The organism is Butyricicoccus sp. AF35-5AC, from assembly GCF_003477715.1.
GTDB lineage: Bacteria > Bacillota > Clostridia > Oscillospirales > Butyricicoccaceae > Agathobaculum > Agathobaculum butyriciproducens.
The window spans coordinates 584,146-599,363 of record NZ_QUDX01000001.1 but is presented as its reverse complement, the minus strand read 5'-3'; the positions used below and the strand labels follow the sequence as shown (position 1 = coordinate 599,363).

The 15,218-nt window shown below is 57.2% G+C and carries 17 protein-coding genes; 9 read left to right on the top strand and 8 right to left on the bottom strand.

Annotated features, from left to right (window positions below; all coding sequences use genetic code 11):
- Nucleotides 1–297 precede the first annotated feature (297 nt).
- Together DWZ82_RS02845 and rlmB are read right to left on the bottom strand one after the other, a co-directional pair.
- A complete protein-coding gene (locus tag DWZ82_RS02845; protein WP_118478591.1) occupies nucleotides 298–2,505 on the bottom strand; it encodes a hypothetical protein in 2,208 nt (735 codons plus the stop codon).
- 13 nt (nucleotides 2,506–2,518) lie between these two features.
- Nucleotides 2,519–3,292, bottom strand: a complete 774-nt coding sequence (gene rlmB / locus DWZ82_RS02840) for a 23S rRNA (guanosine(2251)-2'-O)-methyltransferase RlmB (protein ID WP_117555164.1) — start codon at nucleotides 3,290–3,292, stop codon at nucleotides 2,519–2,521.
- Nucleotides 3,293–3,526: 234 nt separating this feature from the next.
- Here rlmB and DWZ82_RS02835 point away from each other — a divergent pair, with 234 nt between their 5' ends.
- Complete coding sequence (locus DWZ82_RS02835) at nucleotides 3,527–4,093, top strand: hypothetical protein (protein WP_118478589.1); 567 nt, start codon at nucleotides 3,527–3,529, stop codon at nucleotides 4,091–4,093.
- Nucleotides 4,094–4,140: 47 nt separating this feature from the next.
- On the opposite strand, the gene DWZ82_RS02830 is transcribed toward DWZ82_RS02835, so the two are convergent.
- Entirely contained in the window at nucleotides 4,141–5,235 is a 1,095-nt protein-coding gene (locus tag DWZ82_RS02830) for a stalk domain-containing protein (RefSeq protein WP_118478587.1), read from the bottom strand.
- Between the two features lie 227 nt (nucleotides 5,236–5,462).
- Between DWZ82_RS02830 and DWZ82_RS02825 the strand changes: the two genes are divergently transcribed.
- Complete coding sequence (locus DWZ82_RS02825) at nucleotides 5,463–5,957, top strand: RNA polymerase sigma factor (protein ID WP_158575061.1); 495 nt, start codon at nucleotides 5,463–5,465, stop codon at nucleotides 5,955–5,957.
- On the top strand, nucleotides 5,944–6,945 hold the full coding sequence (locus tag DWZ82_RS02820; protein ID WP_118478582.1) for a hypothetical protein: 1,002 nt from the start codon (nucleotides 5,944–5,946) through the stop codon (nucleotides 6,943–6,945). The genes DWZ82_RS02825 and DWZ82_RS02820 overlap by 14 nt, the downstream gene beginning before the upstream one ends.
- A gap of 44 nt (nucleotides 6,946–6,989) precedes the next feature.
- On the opposite strand, the gene DWZ82_RS02815 is transcribed toward DWZ82_RS02820, so the two are convergent.
- From DWZ82_RS02815 to DWZ82_RS02805, 3 genes are all read right to left on the bottom strand, one after another.
- Entirely contained in the window at nucleotides 6,990–7,505 is a 516-nt protein-coding gene (locus DWZ82_RS02815) for an HD domain-containing protein (RefSeq protein WP_110437311.1), read from the bottom strand.
- Between the two features lie 109 nt (nucleotides 7,506–7,614).
- The gene (locus DWZ82_RS02810; protein WP_118478580.1) at nucleotides 7,615–8,070 is read right to left on the bottom strand and encodes a GNAT family N-acetyltransferase; all 456 of its coding nucleotides are present in this window, start codon (nucleotides 8,068–8,070) and stop codon (nucleotides 7,615–7,617) included.
- 222 nt (nucleotides 8,071–8,292) lie between these two features.
- Nucleotides 8,293–9,558 carry an O-acetylhomoserine aminocarboxypropyltransferase/cysteine synthase family protein gene (locus tag DWZ82_RS02805; RefSeq protein ID WP_118478578.1) on the bottom strand — a complete coding sequence of 422 codons (1,266 nt, stop codon included), beginning with the start codon at nucleotides 9,556–9,558 and terminating at the stop codon, nucleotides 8,293–8,295.
- 142 nt (nucleotides 9,559–9,700) lie between these two features.
- Between DWZ82_RS02805 and DWZ82_RS02800 the strand changes: the two genes are divergently transcribed.
- The 6 genes from DWZ82_RS02800 to DWZ82_RS02775 all read left to right on the top strand — a co-directional run bounded on the left by DWZ82_RS02800 (nucleotide 9,701) and on the right by DWZ82_RS02775 (nucleotide 13,358).
- Nucleotides 9,701–10,201: a hypothetical protein gene (locus DWZ82_RS02800; RefSeq protein WP_118478576.1), complete on the top strand. Its 501-nt coding sequence runs from the start codon at nucleotides 9,701–9,703 to the stop codon at nucleotides 10,199–10,201.
- A 45-nt stretch (nucleotides 10,202–10,246) separates the two neighbouring features.
- Nucleotides 10,247–10,453, top strand: a complete 207-nt coding sequence (locus DWZ82_RS02795) for a DUF896 domain-containing protein (RefSeq protein ID WP_118478574.1) — start codon at nucleotides 10,247–10,249, stop codon at nucleotides 10,451–10,453.
- Nucleotides 10,453–11,787, top strand: coding sequence for a CCA tRNA nucleotidyltransferase (locus DWZ82_RS02790; RefSeq protein WP_118478572.1), 1,335 nt, complete (start codon nucleotides 10,453–10,455; stop codon nucleotides 11,785–11,787). The genes DWZ82_RS02795 and DWZ82_RS02790 overlap by 1 nt, the downstream gene beginning before the upstream one ends.
- A complete protein-coding gene (locus DWZ82_RS02785) occupies nucleotides 11,777–12,346 on the top strand; it encodes a hydrolase (protein ID WP_110437317.1) in 570 nt (189 codons plus the stop codon). The genes DWZ82_RS02790 and DWZ82_RS02785 overlap by 11 nt, the downstream gene beginning before the upstream one ends.
- 2 nt (nucleotides 12,347–12,348) lie before the next feature.
- Nucleotides 12,349–12,750 carry a secondary thiamine-phosphate synthase enzyme YjbQ gene (locus tag DWZ82_RS02780; protein WP_110437318.1) on the top strand — a complete coding sequence of 134 codons (402 nt, stop codon included), beginning with the start codon at nucleotides 12,349–12,351 and terminating at the stop codon, nucleotides 12,748–12,750.
- Between the two features lie 65 nt (nucleotides 12,751–12,815).
- Nucleotides 12,816–13,358, top strand: a complete 543-nt coding sequence (locus DWZ82_RS02775) for a nitroreductase family protein (protein ID WP_118285105.1) — start codon at nucleotides 12,816–12,818, stop codon at nucleotides 13,356–13,358.
- A 1,045-nt stretch (nucleotides 13,359–14,403) separates the two neighbouring features.
- Here the strand turns inward: DWZ82_RS02775 and DWZ82_RS02770 are convergent.
- Both DWZ82_RS02770 and DWZ82_RS02765 read right to left on the bottom strand, forming a co-directional pair.
- Nucleotides 14,404–14,778 (bottom strand): hypothetical protein, encoded by a 375-nt coding sequence (locus tag DWZ82_RS02770; RefSeq protein WP_118478570.1) that lies wholly within the window; start codon nucleotides 14,776–14,778, stop codon nucleotides 14,404–14,406.
- Complete coding sequence (locus tag DWZ82_RS02765; RefSeq protein ID WP_110437322.1) at nucleotides 14,778–15,080, bottom strand: DUF2089 family protein; 303 nt, start codon at nucleotides 15,078–15,080, stop codon at nucleotides 14,778–14,780. Before DWZ82_RS02765 ends, DWZ82_RS02770 begins: the two co-directional genes overlap by 1 nt.
- Nucleotides 15,081–15,218 lie beyond the last annotated feature (138 nt).

Genomic DNA, 15,218 nt, shown 5'->3' with positions numbered 1-15,218 from the left:
CCCCGCCGCGGGGCGCGGCTAATCCCCTCGCTGAGGTTCAGCGAAAAACTCTCCGCCCGTTAGGGGCGAACCCGCCTGCGGCAGTTCGAGTACCCCGCTCAGCCGATGCAGAAAAGGAGCAGCCCGGATAGGGCGAACACGCCAACGGCAGTTCGAGTACCCCGCTCAGCCGGTGCAGAGAAAAAGGCTGCCGCCCGGACAGGGCGAACCCGCTGACGCAGTTCGTGTGCCCCGCCTAATTACTGCCAACAGATGTAAAAAACCTCCGTATGAACCATACGGAGGTTTTTCTATGTCTTATCTCGTCTGCTGGGTAATAATAAACACCGGAATGTACCAAATAAGCTGATACAGCAGAATATTCATCACCGGAAGCGCGTCTGCGGCGTTCTGGTACAGCAGGTAGAACACGATCAGCATACCGAGCAGGCCGGCGAACGTGCCGAGCGTCAGCGCCGAGCGGACGGCGCCCGCCAGCTTATCCGCGCCGCGGAGCACCTGCATGAACGGACCGGCACCCTCGCGGGTGAGGATAGCTGCCGGTGCATCGCCCTTGGCGTAATTCGGATTCAGCAGACGATCCACGCCTGTCGGATCCGGCTGGTCGGCAAAGCCGCGTCGAAGGTCAAACTCCTCCTCAATCATCGCCGGGGAGATATTGAAATCACGAACAGCGAGGACCGCATTCATGTGCATGCGGCGCATGAGGCGCATCGCCTTATAGGTATTCTTGGTGGTCTGGTAACGCATGGTCAGCACGCCTGCGAGCGCGTTATCCACAACCAGATACATGTTAATCTGACCCTTATGGCCGGATTCGATCGGAACGCCCATCTTGACCATGAGCGCCGCCGTGCCGAGCACGATACGGCTGGTGCCGACAGCGCCGGTTACACCGCCCTCGACCAGACGCACGTCACGCGCGGTAAAGGTGATGCCGAAGCGCTCCTTCGTGGTATCAGTCAGCACACGGCCCAGTTCCAGACCGGCGGATTCGGTCAGCGCAGCTGCACAGCCGAGAATCTGCTCGTCCGTGATACGGCCCAGATTGTCGATGGCCTCAAGCTCGATCGAGCCGGTCGGGAACAGATCGTTCTCGAGCAGCATGACCTTCTCCGTGCCGCGCAGCAGGTTGGCCTGACGCGCACCCGCAATGGCTGCACCCGAGCGCAGCAGGCGGCTTGCGGTATTCTTGTAGCTTGCGCCGAACGCGCACAGCAGACCGATCGGCGCGGACACCGACAGGATTGCCGAGAACGCCCAGAAGAAGCGCACCGGCTCGCCGCAGTTGAACGAAGCGACCAGCGACAGGATGATTGCGAGCGCCAGTGCAATCGGCGTGTAGATGAGCGAGAAGCGGTCAACCGTGTCCGGGCGCTCGATCTCGGTCAGGAACGAGCTTGCATCGTACAGCGGGCACTTGACGGCATTGCACGCATCAATCTCGCTGTCGTAGTGGCTGTAAACCGCCAGCGGCTGCTCCGCCTCGCAGACGGCACGATAGGAACGCGCCTGTGCCAGACTGCGGCCGCGTGCCTCACGCATTTCGGCGTAAAGCAGAAGGATGGAAACCGCCGTGTACGGTACGGCAACGCCGCCCTGATCCGGAAATACCAGCAGAGAGGCGCAGTGCAGCAGCGATGCCAGTTCCGCAAACGACACGAGCGTGCCGCGTGCCGGACGGCCGTGCAGCAGCGAGGAAAAGCCGTTGCCGAACACGTCAATACCGATCAGCAGCGCCAGAATCTGCAGGGCAGCCAGTGCGCCGATGCCGATGGTCGGGTTCTGCAGAATATCGAGCACGACCGGAAGCGGCAGCGCCTCAAAGCTCGGTGCAAAGCTGAGATACGCGGCAGCTGCGGCAAGGAGCAGCACCAGCAGCGACCGGAACGACAGAATGCCCGAACGGCGGCGTGCCGCGTGCATAGCCGCCTCCGGATCGACCAGCTTGATGTCCTCCTCTTCCTCAGCCTGATCGGCAGCAATGCGTGCCGCTCTTGCCTGCTTGCGCGAGATGCTCGCCTTGCGGCTTGCTTCCTCGGCGGCGGCTTCTTCCACGATCTCCTGCTGCTCGGCAGCCTGCTCGGCGGCTTCCTTTTCTGCCAGCTTGGCCTCGCGGCGTGCCTGCCGCTCGGCGATCTTCTGCACGGTCCTGCGCTCGCGCTCTGCCATTTTCTGCTCGCGCGCCGCGATGCGCGCTTCGCGCGCTTCTTCAACAGACTCGTGTTCGGCGGCGGCTGCGGTCTCTGCGGCCTTCTTTGCCGTTTTATCCTTCTTATTTCTGGGAGCCGTCTTTGGCTCCTCTGCCTTGGTCTCTGCCGCCGGTGCGGGCTGCGGCTCGACCGGCTTTTCCGGCTCTGCCGTTATCTTTGGCTCTGCCGCCTTTGCGGGCGCCTGACCGGACACCTCGGCGATGATGGAATCCAGATCAAATTCATCGGTATCCGGTACGTCGCTGAGCATATTTTTCAGCGATTCCAGATCCATATCGTCTTTTCTATCCATGTTCACTTCCCCCTTAATTGCCCTGTGTGCGTCGGCGAAGCGCCTCAAACAGCAGCACAGCCGCCGCGTTGGATGCGTTCAGCGAGTTGACACGGCCTCTCATCGGGATGCTGACGATGTAGTCGCACTTGTCGCGGGTCAGGCGGCTGAGGCCCTGTCCTTCCGAGCCGATGATGATGGCGGTCGGGCGATCAAACGGTGCGTCATACAGACCGACTGTACCGTCAGCCTCTGCACCGAACAGCCATACACCGCGTTCCTTGAGTTCATCGAGCGTGGACGCAAGGTTGTTTGCCTTGTGTACGCCGACATAGGCGAGTGCGCCCGCCGCCGAACGAGCGACAGCTGCGGTCAGACCGACAGCTCTGCGCTTCGGGATGATAACGCCGTGTGCGCCTGCGGTCTCTGCCGAACGGATGATGGCACCCAGATTATGCGGGTCCTCGATGCCGTCGCAGACAACGATGAGCGGCACCTCACTGCGCTCCTCGGCGACGCGGAAAATATCGTCGAGCGAGACGTACTCCTGTGCCGCCGCCTGTGCGATAACGCCCTGATGGTTGCCGGTCGGGCTCATGCCGTCCAGCTTGCGCCGGTCGCAGGTGACGACCGGAACATGATGCCTGCGCGCTTCTGCCGCCACATCACCGATGTGTGCGCCTTCGGCCACAAACACCTTATCCACTGCACGGCCTGCGCGCAGCGTTTCGAGGACGGCGTTGCGTCCCTCGATCAGCGTGCCGTCATCCTCAACCGGAGGACGGCGTCTGTTTTTTTCATATGCCATAAATTTTTACGCTCCAAAATGAGAAATAACTTTGCATATCCTCAGATACTTTCAGTTAGTTCCATTATACACACTTCCCGACTGTTTTTCAATGTTAGACACGAAAATTATACAAACATCGCCGCAAAAGTGCTGCCATAAGTTCGACAGATATCGACAATTCGCTCTGCCGCATTTACACAGCCAGATTTTAGGCGATACAATGAAACCGGACTGAAAGGAGCGAGGACATCCATGGATGGCAAAAAATTTGACAAAAACACACTGAAAACGCTTATAATCGCGGCTTCTCTGCTGCTGAACTGCATTTTAGGCGGTGCATCGTACACCTATTATCATCATCTGGCGGAGCAGATGAACGAGACCGCTTCCCTGCAGTCGCAGGTAAACCATCTGGAAGGCTCGGTCTCCGACCTGCAGGCGCAGGTGGACGAATCCCAGCCGGCCATTGACGGTTTGAAAGCGCAGGTGGCTTCACTCACCGAGGAGAAGAACGGCCTGCAAAGTCAGGTGGACATGCTCACGAGCCAGAAGGCGGATTTACAGAAACAGGTGGATACGCTCAAAGCAGGTGCATCGAGCGGCTCGAGTTCGGGCAGTTCGTCGAGCGGCGGCAGTTCTGCGTCCGTCCCGGCAGCTTACAGCAGCTCGGACGACCAAAGCGAGACGGTTTACATCACGAACACCGGCTCTAAATATCACAGCGCCGGCTGCCGGTATTTGAAGAAAAGCCAGATTCCAATGTCGCTTTCCGAGGCCAAGCGGCAGGGTTACACCGCCTGCTCGGTCTGCGGCGGATAACATGAAAAAGAAGCTGAGATTTTGTCTCAGCTTCTTTTGTTTGCCTGTTAGAATAATCTGTCCATATTCTGCCGCAGCATGCGAACCATACGTTCGCAGTCAAGCATGGTATCATCCGCGCCGAACATGACAGCGGTCTGATCGACTACGCTCGTATCCGGATTGCTGCTGCCGACCACGACCCGACCGTTCTTCACGCGGTCCATCACGGTATCCGCGTTATTGATGAGGAAATCCAGTTCGTTCATCAGGCTGCTGTTGTAGTAGCGGATCGGGTTGGCCTGCTCGGTCATGCCGCTGCGGATGGTCTGCGCCTTGCGCTTGATGGAATCCAGCGCCGCCATAGCAGCGGCCTTATCAGTAATCACATAGTCGGTATAGCTGCCGTTTGTTACCGCAGAATCGCAATTCTTGAACTTTTGCGTATCCGTTCGCATATCGAGCAGCTGCTTCATGAGGTTCGTCGCGTAGGTTTCCATTTCGGCGCGTTTGCTGTCCGAAAGCGGCATGCGCAGGAAGATGGCGTTCACGTCATTCTCTGCCTTGGCGCTGTACCACGTTACATCCATGCCGGTCAGCTCACCGATGTTGCGCAGCGGCAGATAGATGGAATTCCGGTAAAACAGCGGATAAATGGTCTCGCCCTTCTGGTTTTTGAAGGTCTGCTGTTTGCCGTCCACGAGCACCTTCACGCCCTTATCGAGCGTAGCCGTGCCGGTCGCACCGACATATTTCACGCCTTCCTTGTGGTACGCATCGTCATCCGCACACGGATACGACTTTTCCGTAGTACCCGACAGGAATACCGTGCGCGATGCACTGTCCCACGAGATATTTTTGCCCATCCAGCGGCCAACCGTGCGCAGCGGCATGTAAGTCGAGCCGTTGTAGCTCAGCGCCGTGTAAACCGTCTTGCCGTCCTCGCTCGGGAAGGCAGCCGGAATGCCCTCTGCATAGATGTCCGCGCTCTGCGGATTGATTTTTACGGCGGTGCGGGTCTGCGCCGTATTCTGTGCAGCTGCCTGCACCGTACCCGACGGTATATAGGTCTGCACATTTGCTGCGCCTGCGCTCATCATCAGTGCGGACGCCATCAGGCAGCCCGCGAGTGTGCCGCTTACGATTTTCTTGAACTTAGTCATAATTGCCCCTCCACATAATAAAATACAGTTTTTTCTATCCGTACCTATGGTATACAACAAAAATCATATTCTGTCAATCCATTTTCCTGATACCATTATAACGACCGGGAGCGCCGTTTTGTGACAACAAACCGCTAAGGATTTTTTTCAAAAAATTTGCCACAGAAAATCCCGCTCAGGCGTTGTATAATTGAATGGTATCATTTCCAACCCGAGGGGGAACCAAATTGACACAGAAGCAAATCCTCTTTTTCGAGGAATTATATACAAAATATTACTCGATGATGGTGCAGACCGTTCTGCCCATTGTCGGCAGCCGCGATATTGCCGAGGACATTGTGGCCGACACCTTTCTCATCCTGCTGGCAAAGATAAACAGCGTGATGGAGCACGAGCAGCCGGTCAAGTGGCTGTTCCGTGTGCTGAAAAACAACGCCATAAGCGAATACCGTGCGCAGTGCAGACACGCGGCCGCGCCGCTTGAGGAAAACATTCTGCGTACCGCCGAACCCGAGCTGATACCGTTTTCCGGCATGCTGCCAAAGGGCTTATCCGCGTCCGAACAGCGCATTCTTACCCTGCGGCTCGCTGAGGACATGGACTATTCCACCATTTCGGAAATACTCGGCATTTCCGAGACCGCCTGCCGCAGCCAGTACAGCCGCGCACGGCGGCACTGCGCCGAACTTATGGAAAGGAGTGACGACAATGCAGGATTCTAAGCAGATTGACGAGCTGTTCCGGCTGATGGACGACGTTTGCGAAAACGGTGATGCGGCTCTGCCTGCGCTCGAGCAGTATTTGCAGACGCAGACGGACGCGCCGGAAATCGACACAGAAGCGTCACTTAAAAAGTTCAAGGCCGACCATAAGGAATTTTTCGTCAGGCCGCACCGCGGACGGCGGCTGTGCTACCGCATTTTCGTTGTCGCGGCGGCTGTTTTCGCCGCAGGAACCGTGTTTGCGCTGGCTACCGGTCACAATCCGTTCGACTATGCGGCGATGTGGGATTCCGAGACATTCGGCTTTTTCCAGAGCGGACATGACGATTTTGAGACCACCGAGGACGGCTATACGCATTTTCCGGATGGTACATCGGCAAGCTATGAGGAAAACCATGCACTGGAAGATAGTACAGTAGAGTATGACCCGAATGCTCCGCTCGGTTCGGCGGCAAACCCGATACCGGTACATGAAGAAGTAGACCCGGAATATGCAGATGTACCGGATACAGACTTGTCCGACGTAGGTTTGGAAAAAACGAAATCCACTTGGGACGCTTCGCATATAATAGAGAATTTTGACATTATCAACACAGATTTTAAGACCGCATTACACGGTTTAGGCATAAACTCTCCTATCGTACCGAAGAAGATTCCGCAAGGGTATGTACTGAATCAAATCAACGTATACAAAGACTATCACTTTAACACCCTCGATATTCTTGCCTATTATGAATACACCGCAGACCCCGATAAGCCCGGTTTCATAATAACGGTAAATACTATCACAGAAGAACTCGGCGCGAGTCATATTGAAAAAGACAGCCGTCCTGTCATTGAGTACCAAAAAGGCGGTACAACATGGTATATCATGCATAATTTAGAGCACTTGAATGCAGTAACCATGCTTGGTCGCTATGAAGTTGGTTTTGGCGGTGACATATCTGTTGACGAAATGAAATCCACCATCGACTCCATCTACGAATAACAAAAACCCGATCTCCAACAGACACAATGGAGATCGGGTGCTTTTTATGCGAAAATTTTATGGTACGCGTGCGAGACGTAACCGCCGACAGCGGCGGTCATTTCCTTGGACGCCACGGCTTTATCCGCCACGGTGACGATCCACGCGATTCGCGTGCGCGGCATGGCCGCCAGCGGAAACATGTGCCGTGCGATGGCTTCGCACTCCCGCTCGGACAGACCGAAGGTATGCTTGGCGCGGTCGGCTGCGATGTGGCCGTGAATGAACCCGTGCATGTGGGCAATGCGGTGCACGCCGGAAAAATGGCTCAGATAACGGCGGAAACGCTCGCCGTGCCAGTCATAGCCGAAAAAGTCATGCAGCAGCGCGGCACGGACAACCGAGGTCGTTTCGCTCTCCGACAGACGCATCAGGCGGGCGATCTGACAGGCTGCTTCTGCTACCGCAACGGAATGGTCATACACAGAGTTGTCCAGTCCGTGGTGACAGAACGTGCGAAGCTGCTGAAAACGCGGATGTGCAAGGATATCTCCCGCGTACTGCTGGATTTCACTGTCCATCGGACCCACCTTCCTTCCTTTCTTTTGATGTCTTTATTATAGTGCGCTTAGTGCACAAAATCAAGAGGTAATTTGTAACAAGTTTGTGACAAAAATACCAACAATCTGCTTAGCCAAGCGGCGGCGTGTCCAGTATCATCTGCCTGTACTCCAAATCCTCAAAGCCGAGCATGTGATAGAGGGCACTTGCCCGCACGTTGCTTTCCGTTACCTCCAGACGATAACGCGCGGCTGTGTTGTACTTTTCGTGCACCGCGACGATGATCCTGCTGCCGATGCCCTTGCCGCGCTGCTCGTCATCCACCATGATCTCCTCCAGCCAGACGCACAGACCGCCCGCCTCATTCGACCAGGTGAGCGCCAGCAGACAGTACGCGCACGGCTGTCCGTTCTCGTCCTCGGCAATCAGGCAGTCCGCATACGGCGTGCCGTGCAGGAGCAGCTCAAACGTGCGTTCGGCGTTCTGCTGCGGGATTTCATGGTCGCAGGCAGGCGTTTTGTAGAACGCATGGCAGCGGTCGATAAAGAATTCGCGGTCAGCGGCTTCAATAGAGCGAATACGCATAGTTTCCTCCTAAAAGAACAGGGCATGTCCGTTGACACACCCTGTTTTGCTGTAAAATTAAGGCAACACCGCACAATTAAAGCGGCGGTGCTTTGCGGAAATTTTGTGTCCTGACTTTGTTGCAGTTTCACGGTAATACATCAAGTATTACCGCAAAACTGTGCCTCGTCAGTACGCAAAATTTACTCGCAAATCACTCTTGTTCAATTATGCGGTATTGCCTTAAATCTGGTCAAGCGCCTGCTTGAGGTCAGCGATAATGTCCTCAACATTCTCCAGACCGACCGAAATACGCACCATGCCCGGCTCAATGCCTGCGGCAACCAGCTGCTCATCGGTCAGCTGACGGTGGGTTTCGGACGCCGGATGCAGCACGCAGGTGCGGATGTCGGCAACATGAACCTCATTGCACGCCAGCTTGAGGCTGTCCATGAACTTCATCGCCGGAGCGCGACCGCCCTTGATGTCGATGGACATAACGCCCGAGGTGCCCAGCGGCAGGTACTTCTGCGCACGCTCGTAGTGCTCGTTGCCCGGCAGTGCGGGATAGCGAACGGATGCGATCTTGTCGCTCGACTCGAGGAACTTGGCAACGGTCAGCGCGTTCTCGCAGTACTGACGCATACGCACCGGAAGGGTCTCCAGACCGAGGTTGAGCAGGAACGCCGAGTGCGCCGCCGGATAGCAGCCGAAGTCACGCATGAGCTGCATACGCGCCTTGATGATGTATGCCATCGCGCCGAACTCGCGGGTGTAGACTACGCCGTGGTAGCTTTCGTCCGGCTCGGTGAAATCCGGGAACTTGCCCGATGCCGCCCAGTCAAACTTGCCGCCGTCCACGATCACGCCGCCGCCCTGTACGGCATGGCCGTCCATGTACTTGGTGGTCGAGTGGATGACAATATCCGCGCCCCATTCGATCGGTCGGCACAGCACCGGCGTTGCGAACGTGTTGTCCACGATGAGCGGCACGTTGTTCTTGTGCGCGATGTTCGCCCACTTTTCAATGTCGAACACGGTCAGAGCGGGATTTGCAAGCGTCTCACCGAACACAGCCTTGGTGTTGGGCTTGAACAGCTTCTGCACTTCCTCCTCGCTTGCCTCTGCGTCCGCCCAGATGCACTCGATGCCGAGCTTTTTAAGCGTTACGCCGAACAGGTTGATCGTGCCGCCGTAGATGGTGGAAGCCGCGATGAAGCTGTCGCCTGCCGAGCACAGGTTGAGGATGGACAGCAGGGATGCCGCCTGACCCGAGGAAGTCAGCATCGCGCCGACGCCGCCCTCGAGGGACGCGATCTTCTTCTCTACCGCATCGCAGGTCGGGTTGGCGAAGCGCGAGTAGATGCACTCTGTCGGCATATCGAACAGGGACGCGATCTTTGCGGTCGAGTCAAAGCGGTAAGTGGTGGACTGCACGATCGGCATGACGCCCGGACCGCCGTTTTCCGGCTTGTAGCCTTCATGCAGGCATTTTGTTTCGATTTTCATATAGACTACCTCTTTACTATGATTTAACGTAGAAGAATCTCCACTTATTGTAGCATGCAGAAGCCTGTCGGTCAAGGCGGTTCGGTTGAACAAACAGCGATATCATGGTATGATAGAGGCAGTACGAAGGGAGGCAAACCGCATGAAGGATCTGCTCATTACCCTGCTGAATACAGCGTTCTGGGTCGGACTGCATTTCGGTACGGCTGGCGCAGTGTGCGCTCTGCCGCAGGACGTGCAGACACGGTGGTTCGACCCAAACCGGCGTTTTTTCACGGTTTCCGACTGGGAAATGCGGGTTTTCCGCAAGATCGGTCTGCCGAAATGGAAGGACCGGCTGCCGCAGTTTAATCCCGAATTTGACAAGCGGCACCTCAAATCCGGGCGGGATACGGCATACCTTGACCGTTTTCTGTTCATCACCTGCCGCGCGGAGGTGATTCATTATGTGATCGGCGTGCTCGGCTGGGTATCGCTCGTTTTTTGTCTGCTGAGCGCCGACCGGACGGCGTGGCTCATCCGGTATGCGGTCATTGCGCTTGCGATTCAGCTGGCGAATCTGCCGTTCGCGTGGATTCAGCGGTATAACCGGAAACGGCTGCTCAGCGTCCGCAAAAGGCTTTCATTACGGATAGAAATTTGATATAATATAAAGATAGCATAAGGATAATCAAGGAGATTTTGCAATATGACAGACGAAAAAATTGCACGCATCAACGCGCTTGCCAAAAAGGCCAAGACCGAAGGACTGACCGACGCGGAGAAGAAGGAGCAGCAGGAGCTCCGCGCAGAGTACGTTGCCGATTTCCGCAAGAGCCTGAAGGCACAGCTGGACCACACGGTGGTTATCAATCCGGACGGCAGCTCGTACAAGCTGAAGCAGGACAAAAAGTGATGCAGCTGCCCGAACACGCGGCACACGCCATCCGGCGATTAGAGCGTGCCGGATTTGAGGCGTGGGCGGTCGGCGGCTGCGTGCGCGACAGCCTGCGCGGCGCAGAGCCGCACGACTGGGATCTGTGTACGTCCGCCTCTCCGGCTCAGATGCAGGCCGTGTTCGCGGACGCGCGTGTGCTCACGACCGGACTCAGGCACGGCACGCTGACCGTACTCACGGACGGCGGCCCGCTCGAGATTACCACCTACCGCACGGAGGGCGGCTACTCGGACGGACGGCATCCGGACGGCGTGCGCTTTGTCACCGACATCCGTGAGGATCTGGCACGAAGAGATTTCACGGTCGGTGCAATGGCGTGGCACCCGGAACGCGGTCTGTGCGACCCGTTCGGCGGGCAAACCGACCTCAAAAACGGCGTTCTGCGCGCGGTCGGTGATGCAGACACCCGATTTCAGGAGGACGCGCTGCGCATCCTGCGCGGACTGCGGTTCGCATCCAAGCTGGGTTTTGCCATCGAGCCGGAAACCGCCGCTGCCATGCGGCGGCAGGTGCATCGCCTGGACTGCATTGCCGCCGAGCGCATCCGTGAGGAACTGACCGGTCTGCTGTGCGGCCGCTATGTGCAGCGCACGCTGATGGCTTATGCCGACCTTATCACCTCTGCCCTGCCCGAGCTCGCGCCCATGCAGGGCTGTCAGCAGCAGAATCCGCACCACCTATACGATGTGTGGGAGCACACCGTGCGCGCGGTCGGTCAGGTACCGGCCGAGCCGGTGCTCCGGTGGGCGATGCTGCTGCACGACAGCGGCAAGCCCGCCTGCAAGACCGTGGACGAGCAAGGCATCGGGCATTTCCGGGGACATCCCAGAGCGAGCCTTGCACTGTCGCGCAAGCTCCTGCCGCGGCTGCGGTTCTCAAGCGCGGACACCGAACGCATCCTCCTGCTGGTCGAGCGGCACGACACACCGCTCGGTGACAACGAAAAGCTGGTGCGGCGCAGCCTGTCGCGCATCGGAGAGGCGCGGTTCCGCGACCTGCTGGCGATCAAAAAAGGCGATGCGGTCGGTCAGGGCACCAGCCGCGACTATGTGGCGCAGCTGTTTGAGACCGAAGCGCTGCTGAACCGCGTGCTCGCGCAGGAGCAATGCTTCTCGCTGCGGCAGCTTGCCGTAAACGGAACTGATTTACAGGCGCTCGGTCTGCGCGGCAGGCCGGTCGGTGAAATGCTGCACGCCCTGCTGGATGCCGTGATAGACGGCCGAACCGACAATCGGCGGGATACGCTTCTGCGGCTTGCCCGCACCCGAATGGAGGAACAACATGTCAAATAAAGAGATTTTCATCGAAACCTACAACAAAAACATCCATCGTCCGGGCGCGGAAAAGCTGCTTGCGTGGCTTGAGGGCACGGATTTCTTCACGGCTCCCGCGTCCACGCGGTTCCATGCTGCGTATGAGGGCGGTCTGCTCGACCACTCGCTCAACGTGTACAACGTGCTGATCTCCAAGCATTTCAATCCCGAGACCGACGATCTGGAAAGCTACACCATCGTTTCGCTCCTGCACGATCTGTGCAAGGCCGGTTTCTACAAGACCGAGCTGCGCAACCGCAAAAACGATCGCGGCGAGTGGGAAAAGGTGCCGGTTTACGCAGTAGACGATCAGTTTCCGTATGGTCACGGCGAAAAATCCGTATTCCTGATCGAGCGGTTCATGCGGCTGCGCACTGAGGAGGCCATCGCCGTGCGCTGGCACATGGGCGGCTTTGACGAGTCGGTCAAGGGCGGCAGCTTCGCACTCGCGCATGCGTTCGAGAAGTACCCGCTTGCCGTAAAGCTGCATCTTTCCGATCTGGAAGCGACCTATCTGCACGAAAGCCGAGGAGAATGAGCATGAAAACCAGGGAATTTTCCATCTCGACCGATCACGAGGGCATGTACAATATCACCGCCAGATTGCGTGAAGTCATCCGCGAAAGCGGCGTGCAGAGCGGCCTTGCCGTGGTGTACTGCCCGCATACGACCGCCGGTATCACTATCAACGAAAACGCTGACCCGGATGTGCAGCACGACCTGCTGCTCGGTCTGCGCGAGGCGTTTCCCGACCGGCGCGAGTTCCGGCATGCCGAGGGCAATTCGACCGCGCACCTCAAGTGCAGCTATGTCGGCCCGAGCCAGACCGTGCTCATCGAGGACGGCAAGCCCATCCTCGGCATCTGGCAGGGCGTGTATTTCTGCGAGTTCGACGGTCCGCGCCATCGCCGCTACTATATTAAGGTAATGGCGGATAATTAACTTGCACTTGCTTTTTTGCTCTGCTATAATAAAGTCAAACATACTCTAAAAAGGAAGATATTCTCATGGAAGCACTGGAATGTATCAAAACCCGCCGAAGCATCCGCAAGTTCACCGAGCAGCCTGTGACCGAGGACGAGGTTCGTCAGGTCGTTGAAGCTGCCGCCTTTGCGCCGAGCTGGAAGAATACGCAGATCGCGCGCTACATCGTTGTGACCGACAAGGAAAAGAAGGACAAGCTGGCGGACGACTGCATGCTGGACTTCGCCTTCAACCAGAAGACCACGCACGGTGCACCGGCGCTGGTCGTGCTGACCATGATCAAGGGTCGCTCGGGCTACGAGCGCGACGGCTCGTTCAGCACCCCGCTTGCTGCCCACTGGCAGTCCTTTGACGCGGGCGTTGCCGCGCAGACCTTCTGCCTTGCCGCGCACGCGCTCGGTCTCGGCACGGTCATCATGGGCATTTACGATCCCGCCGAGGTTGCCAAGGTCGTGGAAATTCCCGAGGGTCAGGAAGTGGCCGCGCTCATCGCGCTCGGTCATCCGGCACAGGACCCGCAGGCTCCGGCGCGTAAGGATGTCGATACGCTGCTGCGATTTGAGTAAAAGTGCATACTTTGAGCACCGTGGAAGCAATTCTGCGGTGCTTTTCTTTTCTCGGCACAAGGTGACCAGGGCACGCGAACTGCCGCAGGCGGGTTCGACCCTGACGGGCGGCTCCTTTTGCTGCACTGGCTGACCGGGGCACACGAACTGCCGCAGGCGGGTTCGCCCCTGACGGGCGGCTCCTTTTCTGCATCGGCTGACCGGGGCACACGAGCTGCCGCAGGCGGGTTCGCCCTATCCGGGCGGCTCCTTTTCTGCGCCGGCTGACCAGGGCACACGAACTGCCGCAGGCGGGTTCGCCCCTGACGGGCGGCTCCTTTTCTGCACTGGCTGAGCGGGGCACGCGAACTGCCGCAGGCGGGTTCGACCCTGACGGGCAAGGAGTTTTTCGCTGAACCTCAGCGGGGGATTCGCCGTCTGCGGACGGCGGGAATGTGCCGCGCCCCGCGGCGGGGGCAAAAAGGAAGGACAACCTGCGGTTTTCCTTCCTCTTTGAACTCCTACCTTTCCCTTGCTTCCTAATCTGGCGCAGACCAGAGACCGGCGACCGCTTCGAAAAGAGGAACGGCAGTCGGGTTACCGTTGCGTGGCTCTCTCCACCTTTTCGCAGTTCACAGATAGCATACTGCTACACAGGCGAGTTACTCTACGCAGGCGCGACATAACAGTGTCGCGCAACACTTTGGCATGTTGTAACGCACGGCACCTGCGAATTAAGCATTCGGTACAATTTATCTTCGCAGGTGCCGGGCGGTATAACGCGCAAAAAAATTGGGCGGCACTGTCATGCCGCCCTCTGCGTGGACTTAATCTTATGTGTAGCAGAACGGTATCTGACACTGCGAATAGGTAAAGAAATGGGAGCACACTGTGCTCCCCTACGGTAGAAAAAATCCTCTGCCGTTCCTCTATAGTCTCAGTTCTCCCATCACCACCGTGCCCTCCAAGGGAAAGGGGTGATTCACAAGAGGGTGGAAACCGCAGGTGTCTACCCTCTTGTGCCCCGGCCGGGCAGGCCATGTCCCGCTGAATTTCAGCGAAAAACTCACAAATCCTGAATATTCATCTTCTCGATCTGCTTTTTGCGGTTCATCCCTCTGCGGCTGAGGAAGTAGATCACCAGCAGCACGATGGTCGGCATGGAGATAACGAGCAGCGTCAGCACCGTGTTGAGCACCGTCACGAACACGTCATACGAATCCACTCCGCCAACCGCATTGTCAGCCACTGAGGTCATCACCACATTCGTCACCACGTTCAGCAGGATGAACAGCTCCCCCGAAAACGTGATGGCAGGCAGTACCAGTCCCGGCACTTTGCTCTTCCGTCTGGAAAGATAGACCTGCAAAATAATCATTGCCGCGACAAACGCGATCAGAAAAATCAGCGAAATAATTGTAGAAACCGTTGCAATCAGCATTATTTGTTCCCCTCTCTCAGCTTTTTGTACTCGTTGATGAGCAGCTTCGCCGTGTCAAAATCCAGCTTGTCCTTGACCGCAAGACGCTTGATGAGCGCGATATACGGCTCCTCGTCCGCCTGCTCGCCAAGCCTGATCTTCTGGATCAGACGGTCCAGACGCAGGCGCACGGTCGGGTAGGTCACACCGTAAATGCCCGCGACCTCCTTGAGCGAACCCGACGCCAGCACGAATTTTTTGATGAACGACACGTCCTCCTCGTCCAGCGATGCAAGCCACTCCGGCATTACCTCGATTGCCACGGCTATCACTTCCTTTCATTGCAACTTCATTATAATATCAAATTATATTAAAGTCAATCTTTAATTTTATCAAAGTCCGGAAATAAAAAAACGGCACACCGTGAGATTCTCTCCGGTATGCCGTTTGCTGTTTCTTAC